The organism is Vibrio splendidus (assembly GCF_024347615.1).
Lineage (GTDB): Bacteria > Pseudomonadota > Gammaproteobacteria > Enterobacterales > Vibrionaceae > Vibrio > Vibrio splendidus.
This window is the reverse complement of record NZ_AP025508.1, coordinates 703,121-720,191: the sequence shown is the minus strand read 5'-3', so window position 1 is coordinate 720,191 and position 17,071 is coordinate 703,121. Positions and strand designations below refer to the sequence as shown.

Below are 17,071 nucleotides of genomic sequence, written 5' to 3'. Positions count from 1 at the left end.
GAAAACAAGGCAGGATTTTCTGATAAGTAGTTATTCTACAATCAAAAATTCTAACGAAGTTATCGAGGTTTTTAACAAGCTAGGATGACCAGTTATTTACTACGATTGGTATATTAATGTGCCGACTAAATCAGCACATTATTCAAACGTTTGGACGTATTATTAACCTAAACGGTAGTTAGGTGCTTCTTTCGTGATTTGAACATCGTGTACGTGAGATTCTTTCATGCCCGCACCAGAGATACGAACAAACTCAGCTTTAGTACGCATGTCTTCAACAGTTGCAGAACCCGTTAGGCCCATGCTTGAGCGTAGACCGCCCATCTGTTGGTGAACGATCTCTTTTAGACGACCTTTGTATGCGATACGACCTTCAATACCTTCTGGAACAAGCTTGTCTGCAGCGTTGTCAGATTGGAAGTAACGGTCAGAAGAACCTTGAGACATAGCGCCAAGAGAACCCATACCACGGTAAGACTTGTAAGAACGACCGTTATAAAGGATAACTTCACCCGGTGCTTCTTCAGTACCCGCGAACATTGAACCAACCATCACACAAGATGCGCCAGCAACGATAGCTTTACAGATATCGCCAGAGAAGCGAATGCCGCCATCTGCGATTACTGGAATACCGTATTCGTTAGCCACTTCAGCTGCGTCTGCGATTGCTGTTACTTGAGGAACACCAACACCAGTAACGATACGAGTCGTACAGATTGAACCCGGGCCGATACCTACTTTAACCGCACTAACACCGGCTTCGATAAGAGCACGAGCACCAGCGCCAGTTGCTACGTTACCACCGATGATTTGTAGATCAGGGTATGCAGCACGCGTATCACGGATACGGTTAAGTACGCCTTCAGAGTGACCATGTGAAGAGTCGATAAGTAGAACGTCTACGCCAGCTTCAACTAGAGCAGCAACGCGCTCTTCGTTACCAGCACCAGCACCAACAGCTGCACCTACACGTAGGCTGCCGCGCTCATCTTTACAAGCGTTTGGTTTACGTTCTGCTTTATGGAAATCTTTTGCAGTGATCATTCCAGTTAGTTGGAAGTCATCATTTACAACAAGAACTTTTTCAACGCGCGCTTCGTGCATTTTCTCTTGAACTTCTTCACGAGTTGCACCTTCTTTAACAGAAGCAAGGCGAGCTTTAGGCGTCATTACTACATCAACTTTCTTAGAAAGGTCAGTCACAAAGCGAACGTCACGGCCAGTAATAATACCAACAAGTTCGTTTGTTTCAGTAACAACAGGGAAACCGGCAAAGCCGTGTTTTTGAGTAAGGGCTACAACATCAGCGATTGTCGCGTCAGGGTTTACAGTAACAGGGTGAGAAACCACACCTGCTTCGTAAATTTTAACCTGGCGAACCATTTCAGCTTGCTGTTCAATAGACATGTTCTTATGAATGAAGCCTATTCCGCCTTCTTGTGCCAGTGCAATCGCTAGGCGAGCTTCTGTCACAGTATCCATCGATGCAGAGATCATTGGGATGTTTAGGGAAATATTCTTCGTCAGCTGAGTGCGAAGATCAGCTGTATTAGGGAGAACGGTGGAGTGTGCTGGCACTAGCAGTACGTCGTCGAATGTCAGCGCTTCTTTGGCAATTCTTAGCATTTGCAATATCTCACAATAATAGGAGTAAAAAGAAACAATCCAATCTCATCGTTTCGCCTAATGAGGGCAGCCAATTAAGGAAAATCAAACTGCATTTGGATTAGATATTGCGGACGGATTATACGGCCAACGAAATCGCTTGGCTACACATTTTTGTATTTTTAATTTGCATTTACCCCCTTGCTATGTATTATATTGCCGCTATCTTCCATACTCACGCCCTGTGAGATTCCAAGAAAGACCTTCCTTCAAGGAAAGATAGTGCTTCTATGACTAATCCAAACATCTTTACTGTTTCTCGCCTCAACTCAGAGGTTCGTCTCCTATTAGAAAACGAAATGGGAATAGTCTGGCTCGTTGGTGAAATCTCAAATTTCTCTGCACCTGTCTCTGGTCACTGGTACCTCACGCTTAAAGACTCTCGCGCTCAAGTTAAGTGCGCTATGTTTCGTGGCAATAACCGCCGTGTGACTTTTAAGCCTCAGAACGGTAATCAAGTTTTAGTCAAAGCACGTCTGTCTCTTTATGAGCCACGCGGTGACTATCAACTCATCATCGAAAGCATGCAGCCAGAGGGTGATGGTAAGCTTCAGCAAGAGTTTGAAAAGCTTAAGATGAACCTCGCTGCAGAAGGGCTATTTGCCCAGTCCAGTAAGCAAATTCTGCCAGAACATCCTAAGTGCGTTGGTGTTATCACCTCTAAAACAGGTGCAGCCCTCTTCGATATTCTCGATGTACTGAAAAGACGCGACCCGTCATTGCCAGTCATCGTGTATCCGACCATGGTACAAGGTGAAGGAGCTTCGATTCAGATCGCTCAAGCGATTGGACGTGCGAATGAGCGCGACGAATGTGATGTATTGATCGTTGGTCGTGGTGGCGGTTCATTAGAAGACTTATGGTGTTTCAATAACGAGATCGTCGCTCGCACAATTGCAGCAAGCCAAATACCGATTATCAGCGCCGTTGGCCATGAAGTTGATGTCACTATCGCGGATTTCGTGGCAGATATGCGTGCTCCAACGCCATCAGCAGCCGCTGAATTGGTTAGCCGTGACAACAGTCATAAAGAGCAAGCTTATGCGTCTAAACGTGCTCGTTTAGTGAGTGCGATTCGTCATGTGCTAATCAAACAAGCACAATCAACTCAAACGTTGAAATACCGCTTAGAGAAACAACACCCGAGCTACCAACTGCAAAAGCAGAGTCAGCAGCTTGATGACTTAGACATGCGTTTACGTCGTGGTATGACTCAATACCTAAAACAACATGCACAGCGTGTTGAACGTAAACAGCACCAGCTTCAGTTGAACTCACCAGTAAAGCGCCTTGGTGAACAAAAACTGCATCTACAACGTTCAGAGCAAAAGCTATTAGATGCGATGGATAAAACACTGCTAACCACTCGTCACCAGCTAGCCATGGCTGCCGAGAAGTTAGAGACCGTTAGTCCACTTGCTACCCTAAAGCGTGGCTACAGCATTACTCATTCAGCATCGAGTAAGACCGTGTCATCGATTAATGACGTAGAAGTAGGTGAAGTGATCACCACTCAAGTTGAAGACGGTGTAATTGAATCGCAAGTGACAACAAGAGTCGCGAAGAGCGAGCTTTAGATTCAACGAGGACGTTAAAAATCATTTAAAACCAGAAAGCCCTATCGAATAATCGACAGGGCTTTTTTGTGTCTATTGGCTTCAAAAGCAAACGACCTGATTCAAATCCTACTCAGTCGTAGAAGGCTCCTTCATGGTTAGCATCCCTTCCGTCACAATAAAGTTAATGATGAAATCTAAACCTTGGCTCTCTTTTAGGTTGGTGAACACGTATGGCTTAGTTGGTCGCATGCGTTGAGTGTCTTGCTCCATCACCTCAAGTGACGCACCAACATACGGTGCTAAATCGATCTTGTTGATAACCAGCAGATCAGAACGTGTAATACCCGGCCCGCCTTTACGTGGGATCTTCTCCCCTTCCGCCACATCGATTACATAGATAGTAAGGTCGGCTAACTCAGGGCTGAACGTGGCACTGAGGTTGTCACCACCGCTTTCGACGAATACCACATCGAGGTTTTTGTGCAGCTTAGCAAGCTCTTCGACTGCAGCTAAGTTCATCGAGGCATCTTCACGAATTGCAGTGTGCGGACAGCCACCCGTTTCAACACCAATGATGCGATCTGGTTCCAGCGCTTCTGCTCGCGTGAGTATCTTTGCATCTTCTTGGGTGTAGATGTCGTTGGTTACTACGGCAATGTTGAGCTTGTCTCTAATCGCCTTACATAGCACCTCTAACAATGCTGTTTTACCAGACCCTACCGGGCCGCCAATACCAATTCGAAGTGGTTGCTTATAACTTTCCATTGTCTACTTCCTTATATTCTTTTTACTACATCGTTCGCGCTGACCGCTACGAACGAAATAGTCGTGTGTATTGTGTTTCGTGCAGTGAACTTGCTAATGCCATTGATGGCGAAAAGCTGCCTACCATCCAATCTTCTATCGTGCGGGCCTTTTCGATTACCTCAGGAAAGGTGTTGGTGATATTAATCAATGCCAACTGCCCATCGGTTTGACCTAAAGGCACCAGTTTCACGCCTGCAGTAACGATATTTTCAAGCCAACTCCATAAGTAACCCTGCTTGAGACTTTCTAAATCAATACCCCAATGCTGGGCCGCCATACACATGCCCAACAATTGGTTGGGATGACTATCAACAGAGTCCACCAGCGAAATATCGATATCTAAGCGCTTCAACAAAGTATTCAATGCTTGCCCACGCTGTTTCTCTTCCGCTCGCAATTCACTGGTTTCACGGCTTGAGTACAGGTAGTTACACCAGTGCTCAATCTCATCGAGTTCACCCTTTTCTAGAGCGTGGTAAAGACGCTCTAAGATGGGCAATTCCAAAGTCGCGACACTGGAGCTGACGATGGTATTGAGCCACTGTTCCATACTGTTACGATCGGTCACCCAACCCGCTTCAACCGCTAACTCAAGGCCTTGCGAGTATGTAAACCCACCAATTGGCAATGACGGACTGATCAATTGAAACAGACGATAGATGGCGACATTTTCTGTTGTGGTCATAATCGTGCCCTCAATTTTCTAGAATCGAAAAAGTTCGAGAGCTTATGCGCCTAGCAGTAATAGTGCGCTTGCTGAAGCCACGCCAACCGACATCCATTTTGAGTAAACCGCGCGGCCAACAAAAGCACCTATAACCATCAGAGCCAAAGCTGTGATGCTCATACCCGCTGCAAACTGAGTTAGGTTACCTGCAGCTTCAACGCCATGCGCATAACCATGGAAAAACAACATGCCAATCGAAGCCGCTAATACACTGTTCACACGCTTGGTTGATGGTGAGAACACGTGCCATAAACATAAGCTGACGACGAATAGAGAAGCGATGATCGCTGGTTCAACAATCACAGAGAAACCTAAGGCTTGACCTGCGATGAGTCCTACCACCAAAGACACTAACCCGCCGCCAATCAAAGCGGCTTTTGTCTTGGTGGAAAATGAAAGTGCGCCAATTAACAGACCAAAAGCGATCAACATGATCAGGTGATCCATACCTGTAACCGGGTGAGTTAAGCCAGACATAAATGAGTGAGACTCATGAACCGAATGCGAACCGTGCCCCGGGTGAGCCAATGCCAATGTCGATGTTGTTAGAGAAGCTATTGTGAAAGTGCATAAGCCTGCAGCTGTTTTAAAGTTCATCGCGAGTTCCTTGCGTTTATAGTTATTAATATCGTGGTTGTATCTATAAATGGGTGAGTCTCAAATGACTCGATTAATGATGGTGATGATGTCCACCAGAGCGACCGCCATAAGCGCCACCTTCAGGTTCAAACGGTTGTTTCTCGGTGGTCACTGTCGCGCCTAAACCTTCAACCATTTCATCCAAAACATGGTCGTGTTGGTAACGAACCCAACCCGCTTCCACTTGCAGCGGAACATGACGGTTGCCAAGGTGATACGCCACTCGCGTTAGCAAGTGTGGGTCTTCACAATAAACCGTCGAAACGGTTTCCGGTGCCGCTTTCACTTCTACGACTAAACCACATTCACTTGAGAGTTGTTCGCCACCACGCAAGATATGACCTCGTGGTAGAAACAACCCTGCATTGCGCCCGTCATCTAGCATCACCTTAAGACGGCTTTTAATGCGGCTATCGATCGGCAGGCTTAAATAGCCGTCCGGTGCATTTTGTATTTGAGTATTCAGTTGAGTCAGTTCAATCATGCTATTACCTCAATCTCCTTGTGAGATTTATAACGTTCAAAATAAGAGCCCTCAGCCAAGAGCTAAAATACGAGTTTCAGCTAAAGGTCTAAAATAAGAGCCTTCAGCCGAGCTCTTAAAATAGAAAGTACCGCTGAGCCATTGGCAGCTCTTCAGCAGGCTCACACGTCAGTAATTCACCATCGGCGCGCACTTGGTACGTCTGAGAGTCGACCTCAATCTTCGGCATCCAATCGTTAAGCTTCATGTCGGCTTTGCTGATATTTCGGCAGTTGCTCACAACACCAATCAAGCTCTGCAAACCCAATTGCTTATCGATGTTCTGTGCTTTGGCTTCCTTGGAAACAAACAACATCGATGTGTTCTGACACGCCTTGCCGTAGCTACCAAACATAGAGCGATAGTGAACTGGCTGAGGGGTTGGGATAGAAGCGTTCGGGTCACCCATTGGTGCCATGGCGATCATGCCGCCTTTCAAAATCACGCTTGGTTTCACGCCAAAGAAGGCTGGCTTCCATAGAACTAGGTCAGCTAATTTCCCCGCTTCAACAGAACCGATTTCATGAGACATACCATGAGTGATCGCAGGGTTGATGGTGTACTTAGCGACATAGCGTCTTAATCGGAAGTTATCGCTGTAGTCTGAATCTTCTTTTAGGCTGCCACGCTGCACTTTCATCTTGTGTGCGGTTTGCCACGTGCGAGTCACTACTTCACCCACTCGCCCCATTGCTTGAGAATCCGAGGCGATCATCGAGAACGCGCCTAAGTCATGAAGAATGTCTTCTGCGGCAATGGTTTCACGGCGGATACGCGATTCGGCGAACGCGACATCTTCCGCAATCGATGGTGAAAGATGGTGACACACCATCAACATGTCTAAATGCTCATCGACCGTATTGACCGTGTAAGGTCGTGTTGGGTTGGTCGAAGAAGGCAGAACGTTTGGTTCACCTGCCGCACGGATAATATCGGGAGCATGACCACCGCCTGCACCTTCAGTGTGGTAGGTATGAATCACGCGGTCGCCAATTGCGCCAAGTGTCGATTCAACAAAACCAGATTCGTTGAGAGTATCGGTATGAATAGCAACTTGTACGTCCATCTCGTCCGCAACACTTAAACAAGTATCGATGGAAGCGGGTGTGGTTCCCCAGTCTTCGTGCAACTTCAAACCCACTGCGCCTGCCGTTACTTGTTCACGTAATGCTTCAGGCTGACTTGCATTGCCTTTGCCTAACAAACCAAAGTTCATCGGGAATTGATCGAGTGACTCCAGCATACGGTGCATGTTCCAAGGTCCCGGCGTACATGTGGTCGCGTTAGTACCGGTGTTTGGCCCAGTGCCTCCGCCAATCATGGTTGTCACACCTGACGCCAGTGCTTCTTCAATCTGTTGTGGGCAGATAAAGTGAATGTGTGAATCAATGCCACCAGCAGTCAGAATTGAGCCTTCGCCCGCTAAAATCTCCGTGCCCGGGCCAATCACAATATCAACGCCCGGTTGAACGTCTGGGTTGCCCGCTTTGCCCAATGCCTGAACGCGGCCATCTTTGATGGCGACATCTGCTTTTACAATGCCCCAGTAATCCAACACAATCGCGTTGGTGATCACCAAATCTGGCGTTTCGGCACTTGGACGTTGGCTTTGCCCTTGTCCATCACGGATAACTTTGCCGCCGCCGAATTTCACTTCGTCGCCGTATACGGTGTAATCTTTTTCAACTTCTAGCCATAAATCAGTGTCAGCAAGACGCACTCGGTCACCGACTGTTGGCCCAAACATTTCGGCGTAAGCCTGTCTGGATATCGTCGCCATGTTCAATCCTTTGTTATTTTCATTATTCCGTGGGAGCGCTTAGAGCTTGCCCATCACCTTTCCTTGGAAGCCATAGATCTCTAACTTACCGGCGTAACGTACTAACTCGACGCTGCGCAACTGACCCGGCTCAAAGCGGGTTGCAGTGCCCGCAGGGATATTGAGTCGAAAACCTTTAGTGGCCTCTCGGTCAAAGATCAGCGAAGGGTTTGCTTCATAGAAGTGGTAATGAGAGCCAATTTGAACAGGACGATCGCCAATGTTTTGTACCTTAACGGACGTCGTGGCGCGGCCTTCATTGAGAGTGATATCACCCGGTGCGGTTTCTACTTTTCCGGGAACGAATCCTGAGTATTGTTTTGTGGAACCAGCCATATTACTTCTCCCTACACGATAGGTTCATGAACGGTCACCAGCTTGGTGCCATCAGGAAAAGTAGCTTCGACTTGTACATCAGGGATCATGGAAGGGATCCCCTCCATAACGTCATCGACGGTAAGAAGTGTGCGTCCCAAATCCATCAATTCCGAAACGGTTCTCCCCTCACGGGCACCTTCTAGAATGGCACTGCTGATCAGTGCAATAGATTCTGGATAGTTGAGTTTTAAGCCTTTTTGTTTGCGCTGCTGTGCAAGCATTCCTGCGCAGAAGATAAGTAGCTTATCTTTTTCTCTTGGTGTTAATTCCATTTAGCCGCCCGCTGTTAGTGTTGTTTTCTTATTGCTCAAAACGCATGAGCAGTAAGTGGGATTCAATCACAGCAAACTTGAAAAAATGTACCTAGAGCCGGAAGTCACCCTAGGTACAAAAGGGCTAATCGCTAAGTCGCCCAAATCCTAGGTAAATCAGGAGTCGTACCACACAAATGAGAGCGAGTTGCTTGCCAAATCTGACCAAAGGCCTGGAGGATATCTTCACTCCAATTACCCAAGGCTCGCACCACAATCAATCCTTCTATCTGCGTTGCACCCATTATTAATGTAGATTCACTCGACGTTTTTGATGTAACTGATTGCTGTGAAGCTTGCTGTGTAATAGATAAGAGCAAGCTCTGTACCAACTCTAAATCTTGCTTCTCATTTGAGGTGATATAAAAAGTCCCCATCATTGAATAATCTAGTAACCCCATATTTATCATTAACTTATCGCCACCATGAAAATTAAAGCCTTCAGTCAGAAGCCTGTGATTATCAAGATAGATTTCTGTTTTCCCAACGAGGTGACCATGCTCAAATCCCTCATTCTGTGCAGGGCGTCCAAAACAGTGCATCTCCCAACCCCAAAACTGTGCACCCTTTTCGAGGCGAATTTCAGTATCTAGACGAACGTGTGCATTGGGAAAAAAGATGTTCTCTTGCGGCATCCATTCCAAGCGCGCACCTTTCTTCACTCGAAGCGTTTGCTTCTGCTTAGCGTACTTGTTGTTTGAGCGATAAAACTTGGTCGCACCGGGTGTGGTGATCAACGCATGCGCACCGCTTTCGATGGTCGCTTCAATATTGAGTGTGTCACCACCTACTACTCCGCCGGGGGGATGAAGTAAGTAGGTGTGACACGTTTCCCCATCAGGATACAAGGGGCGTTGCACCGCAAGCGGACCAGACTGCTGACGATTCTTTAAAACGGTTTTATCACCACGGTCGACAAAGGTGAGGTTTAAACTCGCTTGCCAACCGTCTCGGATATCTTGCTCGATGGTCTCATTCAGAGACAACACTCCCGCTAAAGAGGTGTTTATTGCTTCACTCGAAGAATATAGAGAGCTCATACGGTTAGGTACTCCTTAATCAGGGACTCATTGAGCCCATTCATTTCACCTTCTGCTACCTGACGACCACGGTCGATAATGCAAAATCGGTCACCGACCTTTCTCGCAAATGGCAGCTTCTGCTCAACAAGTAGGACGGTTAGTCCCATCTTCTCGTTGAGCATGCGAATGATGTCGCCAATCTCTTGCACGATATTGGGCTGAATACCTTCTGTCGGTTCATCCAAGATCAACAGTTTTGGATTGACCACCAGCGCACGCCCAATCGCGAGTTGTTGTTGCTGACCACCAGATAAGTCACCACCGCGACGATGCCGCATCTCTTTTAATACTGGGAATATATCGAAGATGAACTCAGGGATCTTACGGTCGCCCTTTTCGCGAATCGGCAAGCCGACTTCTAGGTTTTCTTGAACCGTGAGCATCGGAAAGATCTGGCGACCTTGCGGCACATAACCGATACCTTGGCGAGCACGCTCTTCGGCATCGGTTTTAAGAAGAGACTCACCCGATAACGAAATGTCACCGCTCTCGACCTTAACTAGCCCCATGATGCATTGCAGCAACGTCGTTTTACCGACACCGTTTCGTCCCATTAACACTGTGCACTTGCCTTCAGGGATCTGCATATCCAAATCCCACAGCGTGTGGCTCTCACCGTAATATTGATTAACTGATTTAACCTCTAGCATCCTATTCTCCGAGATAAACTTGTTTAACTTCAGGGTGAGCCTGCACTTGATCCATGGTGCCTTCAGCCAACACATGACCTTGATGAAGCACGGTGACATGGCTTGCGATAGAACGAACGAAATCCATATCGTGTTCAACTACCACAACCGAGTGCTTACCTGCCAGTGAATTGAGTAACTCAGAGGTACGGTCCATCTCTTGGTGAGTCATGCCTGCAACGGGTTCATCCACCAGCAATAGCCTAGGGTTTTGCATCAATAACATGCCTATCTCTAACCACTGTTTCTGACCGTGAGACAGGTTACCTGCCAAATTCGCCGCTTCGTCTTTTAAATGAATCAGCTCAAGTACCGAGGTCAGCTTGTCTTTCTGCTCACCAGACATCACAGCAGTGAACGTCGCCCACACGGAGCGATCACCCGCCATGGCTAATTCAAGGTTCTGCCACACAGTTAAACACTCAATCACAGTTGGTTTTTGGAATTTACGCCCAACGCCTGCATTGGCAATTTCGGCTTCGTTCATCTTCAATAAGTTGATGTTCGAACCCAACCACACTTCGCCAGTATCTGGCTTAGTTTTACCTGTGATGATGTCCATCATGGTGGTTTTACCTGCGCCATTAGGGCCAATGATGCAGCGAAGCTCTCCTTCATTGATGTAGAGGTTCAGATCGTTTATCGCTTGGAAACCATCGAAACTTTTGTTGACGCCTTCCACATACAACAGCACGTTGTGGCGAGTATCGATAGCGGGGTGAATATCAGGTTTAAGGTAATCAAAGACTTGGTCTCGACGAGTGAACGCCTGAACCGATTCCTTTACGCTATTAAATGTGGTCATGCGATCACCTCCTTGGCTTTGTGCTGATCATCCTTATCTTTATCTTGGTTTTTCCCATTTGATGCCTTGCGTAGCTGCTGCCATTTTTCACTGACAAAGCCAATTACACCTTGTGGGAAGTACATGGTCGAGAGAACGAATAATCCACCCAGAGCAAATAACCACACCTCTGGGAACTCAACCGTAAACCAGCTCTTGGCGTAGTTGATGATCAATGCACCGACAATGGCGCCAAACAAAGTGGCACGACCGCCTAAGGCAACCCAAACCACAATCTCAATCGAGTTAAGAGGAGCAAATTCTCCCGGGTTAATGATGCCAACTTGAGGGACATATAAAGCCCCGGCAATACCCGCGATAACCGCTGAAAGAACGAAGACCCACAGCTTGATACCATCAACGTCGTAGCCCATAAAGCGAGTGCGTGATTCCGTATCGCGAATCGCTAATGCCACACGACCTAATCGACTGGTCACCACCATACGACAAGCGATGTAACTGAGAATGAGCGCAATGCCAGTCGCGACAAACAGACCTATCTTGACCGCATCACTCTGTAAGCTCAGGCCAATAATATCTTTAAAGTCTGTCAGTCCGTTGTTGCCACCAAAGCCCATCTCGTTACGGAAAAATGCCAGCATCAATGCGTAAGTTAACGCCTGAGTCATAATAGAAAGGTAAACCCCGGACACGCGAGAGCGGAAAGCAAGGTAACCAAACAAGTAAGCCAATGCGCCCGGCACCAACACCACCATCAAGCAGGCGAACCAGAACTGATCAAAACCCTGCCAGAACCACGGCAACGCCGACCAATCAAGGAACACCATAAAGTCAGGCAGGATTGGATCTCCATAAACCCCACGGTCACCAATCTGGCGCATTAAGTACATGCCCATCGCATAACCACCAAGCGCAAAGAAAGCACCATGGCCGAGGCTCAATATTCCGAGATAGCCCCACACAAGATCGAGCGCCAACGCCAACATTGCGTAGCTCAGGTATTTGCCCATCAGCGAGATAGTGAAAGTCTCGACATGGAGCGGGTGCCCACTGGGTAACATGGTGTTAGCCAGTGGGATAAGAATAACGGCCGCTAGAATGGCAAGGATGGTCAGTTGGCCACCTTTGTCACCACGCATCGCCGAAAGTACAAATGATTTTGACTGCATGATGTTGTCCTTAACCTTCAGCCGCACGACCACGTTGCGGGAAGAGTCCGCGTGGGCGTTTTTGAAGAAATAGAATGATGAAAACCAGTACCAGAATCTTGGCGAGAACCGCACCAGCCCATGGTTCTAGAATCTTGTTGAAAAGACCAAGGCTTAAGCCTGCGACTAGCGTGCCCCATAGGTTGCCAACACCACCGAATACCACCACCATGAATGAGTCGATGATGTACGCCTGCCCCATGTTTGGACCCACGTTAGTCAGTTGAGAAAGTGCCACGCCTGCGACACCCGCAACGCCAGAGCCTAAACCGAAGGTCATCGCATCAACACGTTCCGATCGAATCCCCATCGCACGAGCCATACCACGGTTTTGAGAAACGGCACGAACCTGAAGGCCTAACGGTGTCTTTTTCAGAACCATTAATAAGCCCATAAACACCAAACCACAGAACAGGATGATATAAAGTCGGTTGTAAGTCAGGGACAACATTGGGTTCAATTGAAGTGCGCCAGACATCCATTCAGGTGTGCTCACTGAGCGGTTCAAAGGAGAGAAAATCGAGCGAACGGCTTGCTGCAAGATCAAGCTAATACCAAAGGTCGCGAGTAAGGTTTCCAATGGGCGACCATAAAGATGACGAATCACACTTCGCTCGATCACAATGCCCACCAAACCTGAAACAATAAACGCAGCAGGGATAGAGAGTATCAGTGCCAAACCAATATGATTGGGCATCAACAATTGCATGACATAGGTGGTATAAGCGCCAATCATGATCAACTCGCCATGAGCCATGTTGATAACACCCATCACACCAAAAGTGATCGCTAAGCCGATACCCGCCAACACCAATACCGAACCTAAACTCAAACCGAAGAATGCCGTTTCTACACCCGAATAGAGTGCTTGGCTTTGTTGATAGCTATCCATCGCACGTTCTGCTGCAGCGGTAATGCTTGGATCTTGCTCACTGTTCAATAGTTGGTTCAATGTTTTCAGAACGACCGAGTGTTTGAAGTCGCCAACTCGTTCAATTGAAGCCACACGATCTTCAATGGTGGCACTGTTATTAAGAGAGGTGGCAATCGCTAACGACAAATCCATTAGCTCAGCTACTTTGCCATCTGATTCATTGGTTCTGAGTTCAGTTAGTCGTTCGATAATGTCAGCGTCTTTGGTTCCTAACAAATCCAAAACCGCTTTATAACGCACATCAGGATTACTGCTGTTGAGTCCGATAGAAGCAATTTCCCCGCGCAAGATCCCGCGAAGTTTGTTATTCACACGAACCTTTTTAAACTGTCTCGTTTTCTCGATATTCAGCGTTGAATCAGTCCATACTGACTGAGCTGACGTCGCTGTTTTGATGCTTTGAATGAGGTAGAGCTGTTTGTACTGCTCGCTCTGTTTATCACCAAAATAGTAAAGGTTTCCGTTTAACCAACCATCCAGAATAGGTTTCGACACATCTTCCGTTTGCGTCTCAATCACCCAATCGATAGCTAATTCTTTATCCGATGTTTTCTTACCAACTAGCGCCTTGGTAAAGCTAGCTTCATCCGTTATTCCAGCAAAAGCCAACTGAGCACTGACTGCCATGAGCAACAGTGCTTTAAATACGTTTAATACGTTTTTCATCCCTGCTTCCTTAACCAACCAAGTTAGATATTGTTATTTTTACTTGGAGGATGTGTGGATAGTGGTTGTTACCTGAAACGATGAGCCTTCCGTTCGCTTCGCCCGTTAAACAGACGCGTTCTTCCCAAACCGGAAGGCCCAATGTTCCTGAATTGACGCTCTAGTTACCGCCAGAACACTTCTTCGTTTCGACGTTAAACGCACCACATGAGAATGGCTTCGACCAGCTAGAGAACAGTTTTGCCGATTCAGGTAAGTAACTCGACCAAGCATCACCCGCAACGAGTCCAGTGGTTTCCCAAACAATGTCGAATTGACCATCGTCTTGGATTTCACCGATCAGTACTGGTTTGGTGATGTGGTGATTTGGCAGCATGGTAGAGTAGCCGCCAGAAAGGTTAGGTACAGACACGCCAATCAAGGCATCTTGCACAGATTCAGGATCGGTTGTGCCCGCATTAGTAACCGCTTGAGCCCACATGTTGAAGCCAACATAGTGCGCTTCCATTGGGTCATTGGTGACACGATTTTCACTCTTGATGAACGACTGCCACGTTTCAACGAACTCTTCATTGGCTTCAGTATCAACACTCATGAAGTAGTTCCACGCCGCTAGATGACCTACCAGCGGTTCTGTGTCCATGCCTGACAGTTCTTCTTCACCAACAGAGAATGCAATAACTGGGATGTCTTCAGATGAAATGCCTTGAGCACCAAGCTCTTTATAAAAAGGTACGTTCGCATCGCCATTCACAGTAGAAACCACAGCGGTTTTCTTGCCCGCTTCACCGAACTTCTTGATGTCTGAAACGATAGATTGCCAATCAGAGTGACCAAATGGCGTGTAGTTGATCATGATGTCTTCTTCTGCGACACCTTTATCTTTTAGGTAGGCTTCAAGGATCTTATTGGTGGTACGTGGATAAACGTAATCGGTACCTGCAAGTACCCAGCGCTCAACTTCAAGCTCTTCCATCAAGTAATCCACTGCAGGGATCGCTTGTTGGTTTGGCGCGGCACCGGTGTAGAAAACGTTTTTAGAAGACTCTTCGCCTTCATACTGTACTGGGTAGAAAAGGATGCTGTTGAGTTCTTCAAAAACAGGCAGCATGGATTTACGTGATACCGATGTCCAACCACCGAACACCACATCCACTTTCTCTTTTTCGATAAGCTCACGTGCTTTTTCTGCAAATAGCGGCCAGTTTGACGCAGGGTCAACCACGACAGGCTCTAGCTTCTTGCCAAGCAAACCGCCCTTTTTATTCTGCTCTTCGATAAGCATTAGCACGGTATCTTTTAGCGTGGTTTCACTGATCGCCATAGTGCCAGAGAGTGAATGTAGAACACCGACCTTGATGGTCTCATCAGCAGCAAACACTGTTGCAGAAGAAAATGAAAGTGTTGTACACAGTGCAGCTAGCGATAAATTGAACACCTTGTTCATGATATTACTCCATAATTGTATTTTTGTTATTCAATTACAGAGTTACAAGAAGAGTGCCAAACTTAAAAAGCAATCAATAAATTTATAAGCTTTTGTATTAATTAAACTTAATAGCAAGCCACACCAATAAAGTGCATAGCAATCATGTCACTATGTTTCATACTGGTGCAGTGACGATGAGAATGAACCAAGATGACACATTCCTGTTCATCAGATACAAAAAAGACCCAACACTTTGGTATTGGGTCTCTGGTATAACATCACCGATGGTCGTTCAAACCATGCTGTTTAAGGCTATTCCGCTGGTTGGAATTCGAATTTTACTCTCGACTTAGACTTCAATTCGTTGCAATCGGCATTACAAAAATAGCTCGCCGCACCACAGGCTTGAAGCTTCTCAAGTTGGCTGCTGCACTCAGGGCAAAACCCAACTTTAGTAAAGTGAGCCTGACAACTTTCACAGTGATACTTGCCATCCCAAGCTAGCTCAGACTGGCACTTAGGGCAGATATTTTCACTCATTAGCATTTCCTAATTCACTACTATTTTTACAATCTACTACCGCTGAGACTTCGCTTGCTTGATTTGGTACATGTTCTTATCAGCTTGTGCGATCAACTGGTCTAATCCTTGAGGATCTTTGTCACAAGACAACCCAACACTCACTGAGAACTGCACATCATTGATATAAAGCGCTTGTTGCAGTGCTTTCTCTAAGCTGTGGTAGAAACTAACAACGCTTTCTTGATCATCAAAGCAAGAGAACACCACAAACTCATCGCCACCATAACGGCCTATCTTGGCACATGCTGTGGTTGCCTCATCAAGAACTTCGGCAACCGCCAACAGCACATCATCACCAAAACTATGGCCATAGGTATCATTTATCGATTTGAACTTATCGACATCAACAAACAAACACGCCATCACCTTTTCTGAAAAGCATCGCTTAGCCAACACTTTCTCAGCTTCATTAAACAATGCGCGACGATTCAAGCAATGGGTAAGAGAATCACGATTGGCGAAAAAGTTAAGCTGATTCTCCAACTCGAACTTTTCTAGTGCTACCGAATACAGGGAAGCCAGTAGTTCTAAGATCTCGAGCTCAAATTCATGTGGTTCAGAGATGTACTGACTATAAATAGCGAAGGTACCCAACACATTACCGCGCGACGAGATAATGGGTACCGACCAACAGGCATGTAAATTGGCTTGATTGGTTAAGGCTAAGAAAGGTGCCCAGTTTGGGTGTGCATTTATGTTGGAGACCATCACTGCTTTCTTAAGCGCAGCTGCCTCGCCACAAGAACCTATCCCCGCACCAATCCCAACCCCTTCTATCTGCTGATTGTAAAAATCAGGCAGGTTTGGGGCATATTCAAGGTGTAAAGTTTTAGACTCTGAGTTAAGCAGTAAAATTGAAGCCATACGCTGCCCAAAAATCTGCTCGGTAAGCTGAATGATCTTATGGTTTAAATCTTTGCGATCCATCCCAAGAGCAAGCTTGCGCAGCAAACTATTGACGGCTCGGTGGCCTTCTAATAAAAATTGTTGTTCCATTCACTAAAGCTTTCAATTGTGTAATAGGGTACAGCTTGTTCTTATGCAAGCTTGCTATTGGTTAATAATAACACACTAAATAAGCCGTACACACAATCGAAGATCATAGGTTGATCTTTCGCTTTATCTATTTTGATCAGCGATCTACCCCAAAAAGAATATTTATATCACCACACACCGAAAGCATAAGTTACATGTGCTGCATTTCAATTTTAAATAGTCATTTATATTGAAAGTTACATGTAAAAATAA

General features: G+C 46.5%; 17 protein-coding genes. 1 reads left to right on the top strand and 16 read right to left on the bottom strand.

Annotated elements, in window-relative coordinates:
• Positions 1–162: 162 nt before the first annotated feature.
• Complete coding sequence (guaB, locus tag OCU90_RS03190; protein WP_004735127.1) at positions 163–1,626, bottom strand: IMP dehydrogenase; 1,464 nt, start codon at positions 1,624–1,626, stop codon at positions 163–165.
• A gap of 269 nt (positions 1,627–1,895) precedes the next feature.
• Here guaB and xseA point away from each other — a divergent pair, with 269 nt between their 5' ends.
• On the top strand, positions 1,896–3,242 hold the full coding sequence (gene xseA / locus OCU90_RS03185) for an exodeoxyribonuclease VII large subunit (protein WP_029222353.1): 1,347 nt from the start codon (positions 1,896–1,898) through the stop codon (positions 3,240–3,242).
• 108 nt (positions 3,243–3,350) lie between these two features.
• On the opposite strand, the gene ureG is transcribed toward xseA, so the two are convergent.
• From ureG to OCU90_RS03110, 15 genes are all read right to left on the bottom strand, one after another.
• Positions 3,351–3,989: an urease accessory protein UreG gene (ureG, locus tag OCU90_RS03180; RefSeq protein WP_017062498.1), complete on the bottom strand. Its 639-nt coding sequence runs from the start codon at positions 3,987–3,989 to the stop codon at positions 3,351–3,353.
• A 46-nt stretch (positions 3,990–4,035) separates the two neighbouring features.
• A complete protein-coding gene (locus OCU90_RS03175) occupies positions 4,036–4,716 on the bottom strand; it encodes an urease accessory protein UreF (protein WP_061023944.1) in 681 nt (226 codons plus the stop codon).
• A gap of 42 nt (positions 4,717–4,758) precedes the next feature.
• A complete protein-coding gene (locus OCU90_RS03170; RefSeq protein ID WP_061023941.1) occupies positions 4,759–5,355 on the bottom strand; it encodes a HupE/UreJ family protein in 597 nt (198 codons plus the stop codon).
• A gap of 73 nt (positions 5,356–5,428) precedes the next feature.
• Entirely contained in the window at positions 5,429–5,881 is a 453-nt protein-coding gene (gene ureE, locus OCU90_RS03165; protein ID WP_046223661.1) for an urease accessory protein UreE, read from the bottom strand.
• Between the two features lie 115 nt (positions 5,882–5,996).
• The gene (gene ureC, locus OCU90_RS03160; RefSeq protein ID WP_061023938.1) at positions 5,997–7,700 is read right to left on the bottom strand and encodes an urease subunit alpha; all 1,704 of its coding nucleotides are present in this window, start codon (positions 7,698–7,700) and stop codon (positions 5,997–5,999) included.
• Between the two features lie 39 nt (positions 7,701–7,739).
• The gene (locus OCU90_RS03155; RefSeq protein WP_061023936.1) at positions 7,740–8,075 is read right to left on the bottom strand and encodes an urease subunit beta; all 336 of its coding nucleotides are present in this window, start codon (positions 8,073–8,075) and stop codon (positions 7,740–7,742) included.
• Positions 8,076–8,086: 11 nt separating this feature from the next.
• Entirely contained in the window at positions 8,087–8,389 is a 303-nt protein-coding gene (gene ureA, locus OCU90_RS03150; protein ID WP_061023934.1) for an urease subunit gamma, read from the bottom strand.
• Between the two features lie 131 nt (positions 8,390–8,520).
• Positions 8,521–9,468 (bottom strand): urease accessory protein UreD, encoded by a 948-nt coding sequence (locus OCU90_RS03145; protein WP_061023932.1) that lies wholly within the window; start codon positions 9,466–9,468, stop codon positions 8,521–8,523.
• Positions 9,465–10,160 carry an urea ABC transporter ATP-binding subunit UrtE gene (gene urtE, locus OCU90_RS03140; RefSeq protein WP_061023931.1) on the bottom strand — a complete coding sequence of 232 codons (696 nt, stop codon included), beginning with the start codon at positions 10,158–10,160 and terminating at the stop codon, positions 9,465–9,467. Before urtE ends, OCU90_RS03145 begins: the two co-directional genes overlap by 4 nt.
• Before the next feature lies 1 nt (position 10,161).
• Positions 10,162–11,004, bottom strand: coding sequence for an urea ABC transporter ATP-binding protein UrtD (gene urtD, locus OCU90_RS03135; protein ID WP_004735116.1), 843 nt, complete (start codon positions 11,002–11,004; stop codon positions 10,162–10,164).
• The gene (gene urtC / locus OCU90_RS03130) at positions 11,001–12,173 is read right to left on the bottom strand and encodes an urea ABC transporter permease subunit UrtC (RefSeq protein ID WP_050052935.1); all 1,173 of its coding nucleotides are present in this window, start codon (positions 12,171–12,173) and stop codon (positions 11,001–11,003) included. Before urtC ends, urtD begins: the two co-directional genes overlap by 4 nt.
• A gap of 10 nt (positions 12,174–12,183) precedes the next feature.
• On the bottom strand, positions 12,184–13,812 hold the full coding sequence (gene urtB, locus OCU90_RS03125; RefSeq protein ID WP_061023928.1) for an urea ABC transporter permease subunit UrtB: 1,629 nt from the start codon (positions 13,810–13,812) through the stop codon (positions 12,184–12,186).
• A 160-nt stretch (positions 13,813–13,972) separates the two neighbouring features.
• A complete protein-coding gene (urtA, locus tag OCU90_RS03120; RefSeq protein ID WP_054542220.1) occupies positions 13,973–15,259 on the bottom strand; it encodes an urea ABC transporter substrate-binding protein in 1,287 nt (428 codons plus the stop codon).
• Between the two features lie 294 nt (positions 15,260–15,553).
• The gene (locus OCU90_RS03115; protein WP_004735111.1) at positions 15,554–15,781 is read right to left on the bottom strand and encodes a zinc ribbon domain-containing protein; all 228 of its coding nucleotides are present in this window, start codon (positions 15,779–15,781) and stop codon (positions 15,554–15,556) included.
• A gap of 36 nt (positions 15,782–15,817) precedes the next feature.
• Positions 15,818–16,819 (bottom strand): sensor domain-containing diguanylate cyclase, encoded by a 1,002-nt coding sequence (locus OCU90_RS03110; RefSeq protein ID WP_061023926.1) that lies wholly within the window; start codon positions 16,817–16,819, stop codon positions 15,818–15,820.
• Between the last annotated feature and the right edge of the window lie 252 nt (positions 16,820–17,071).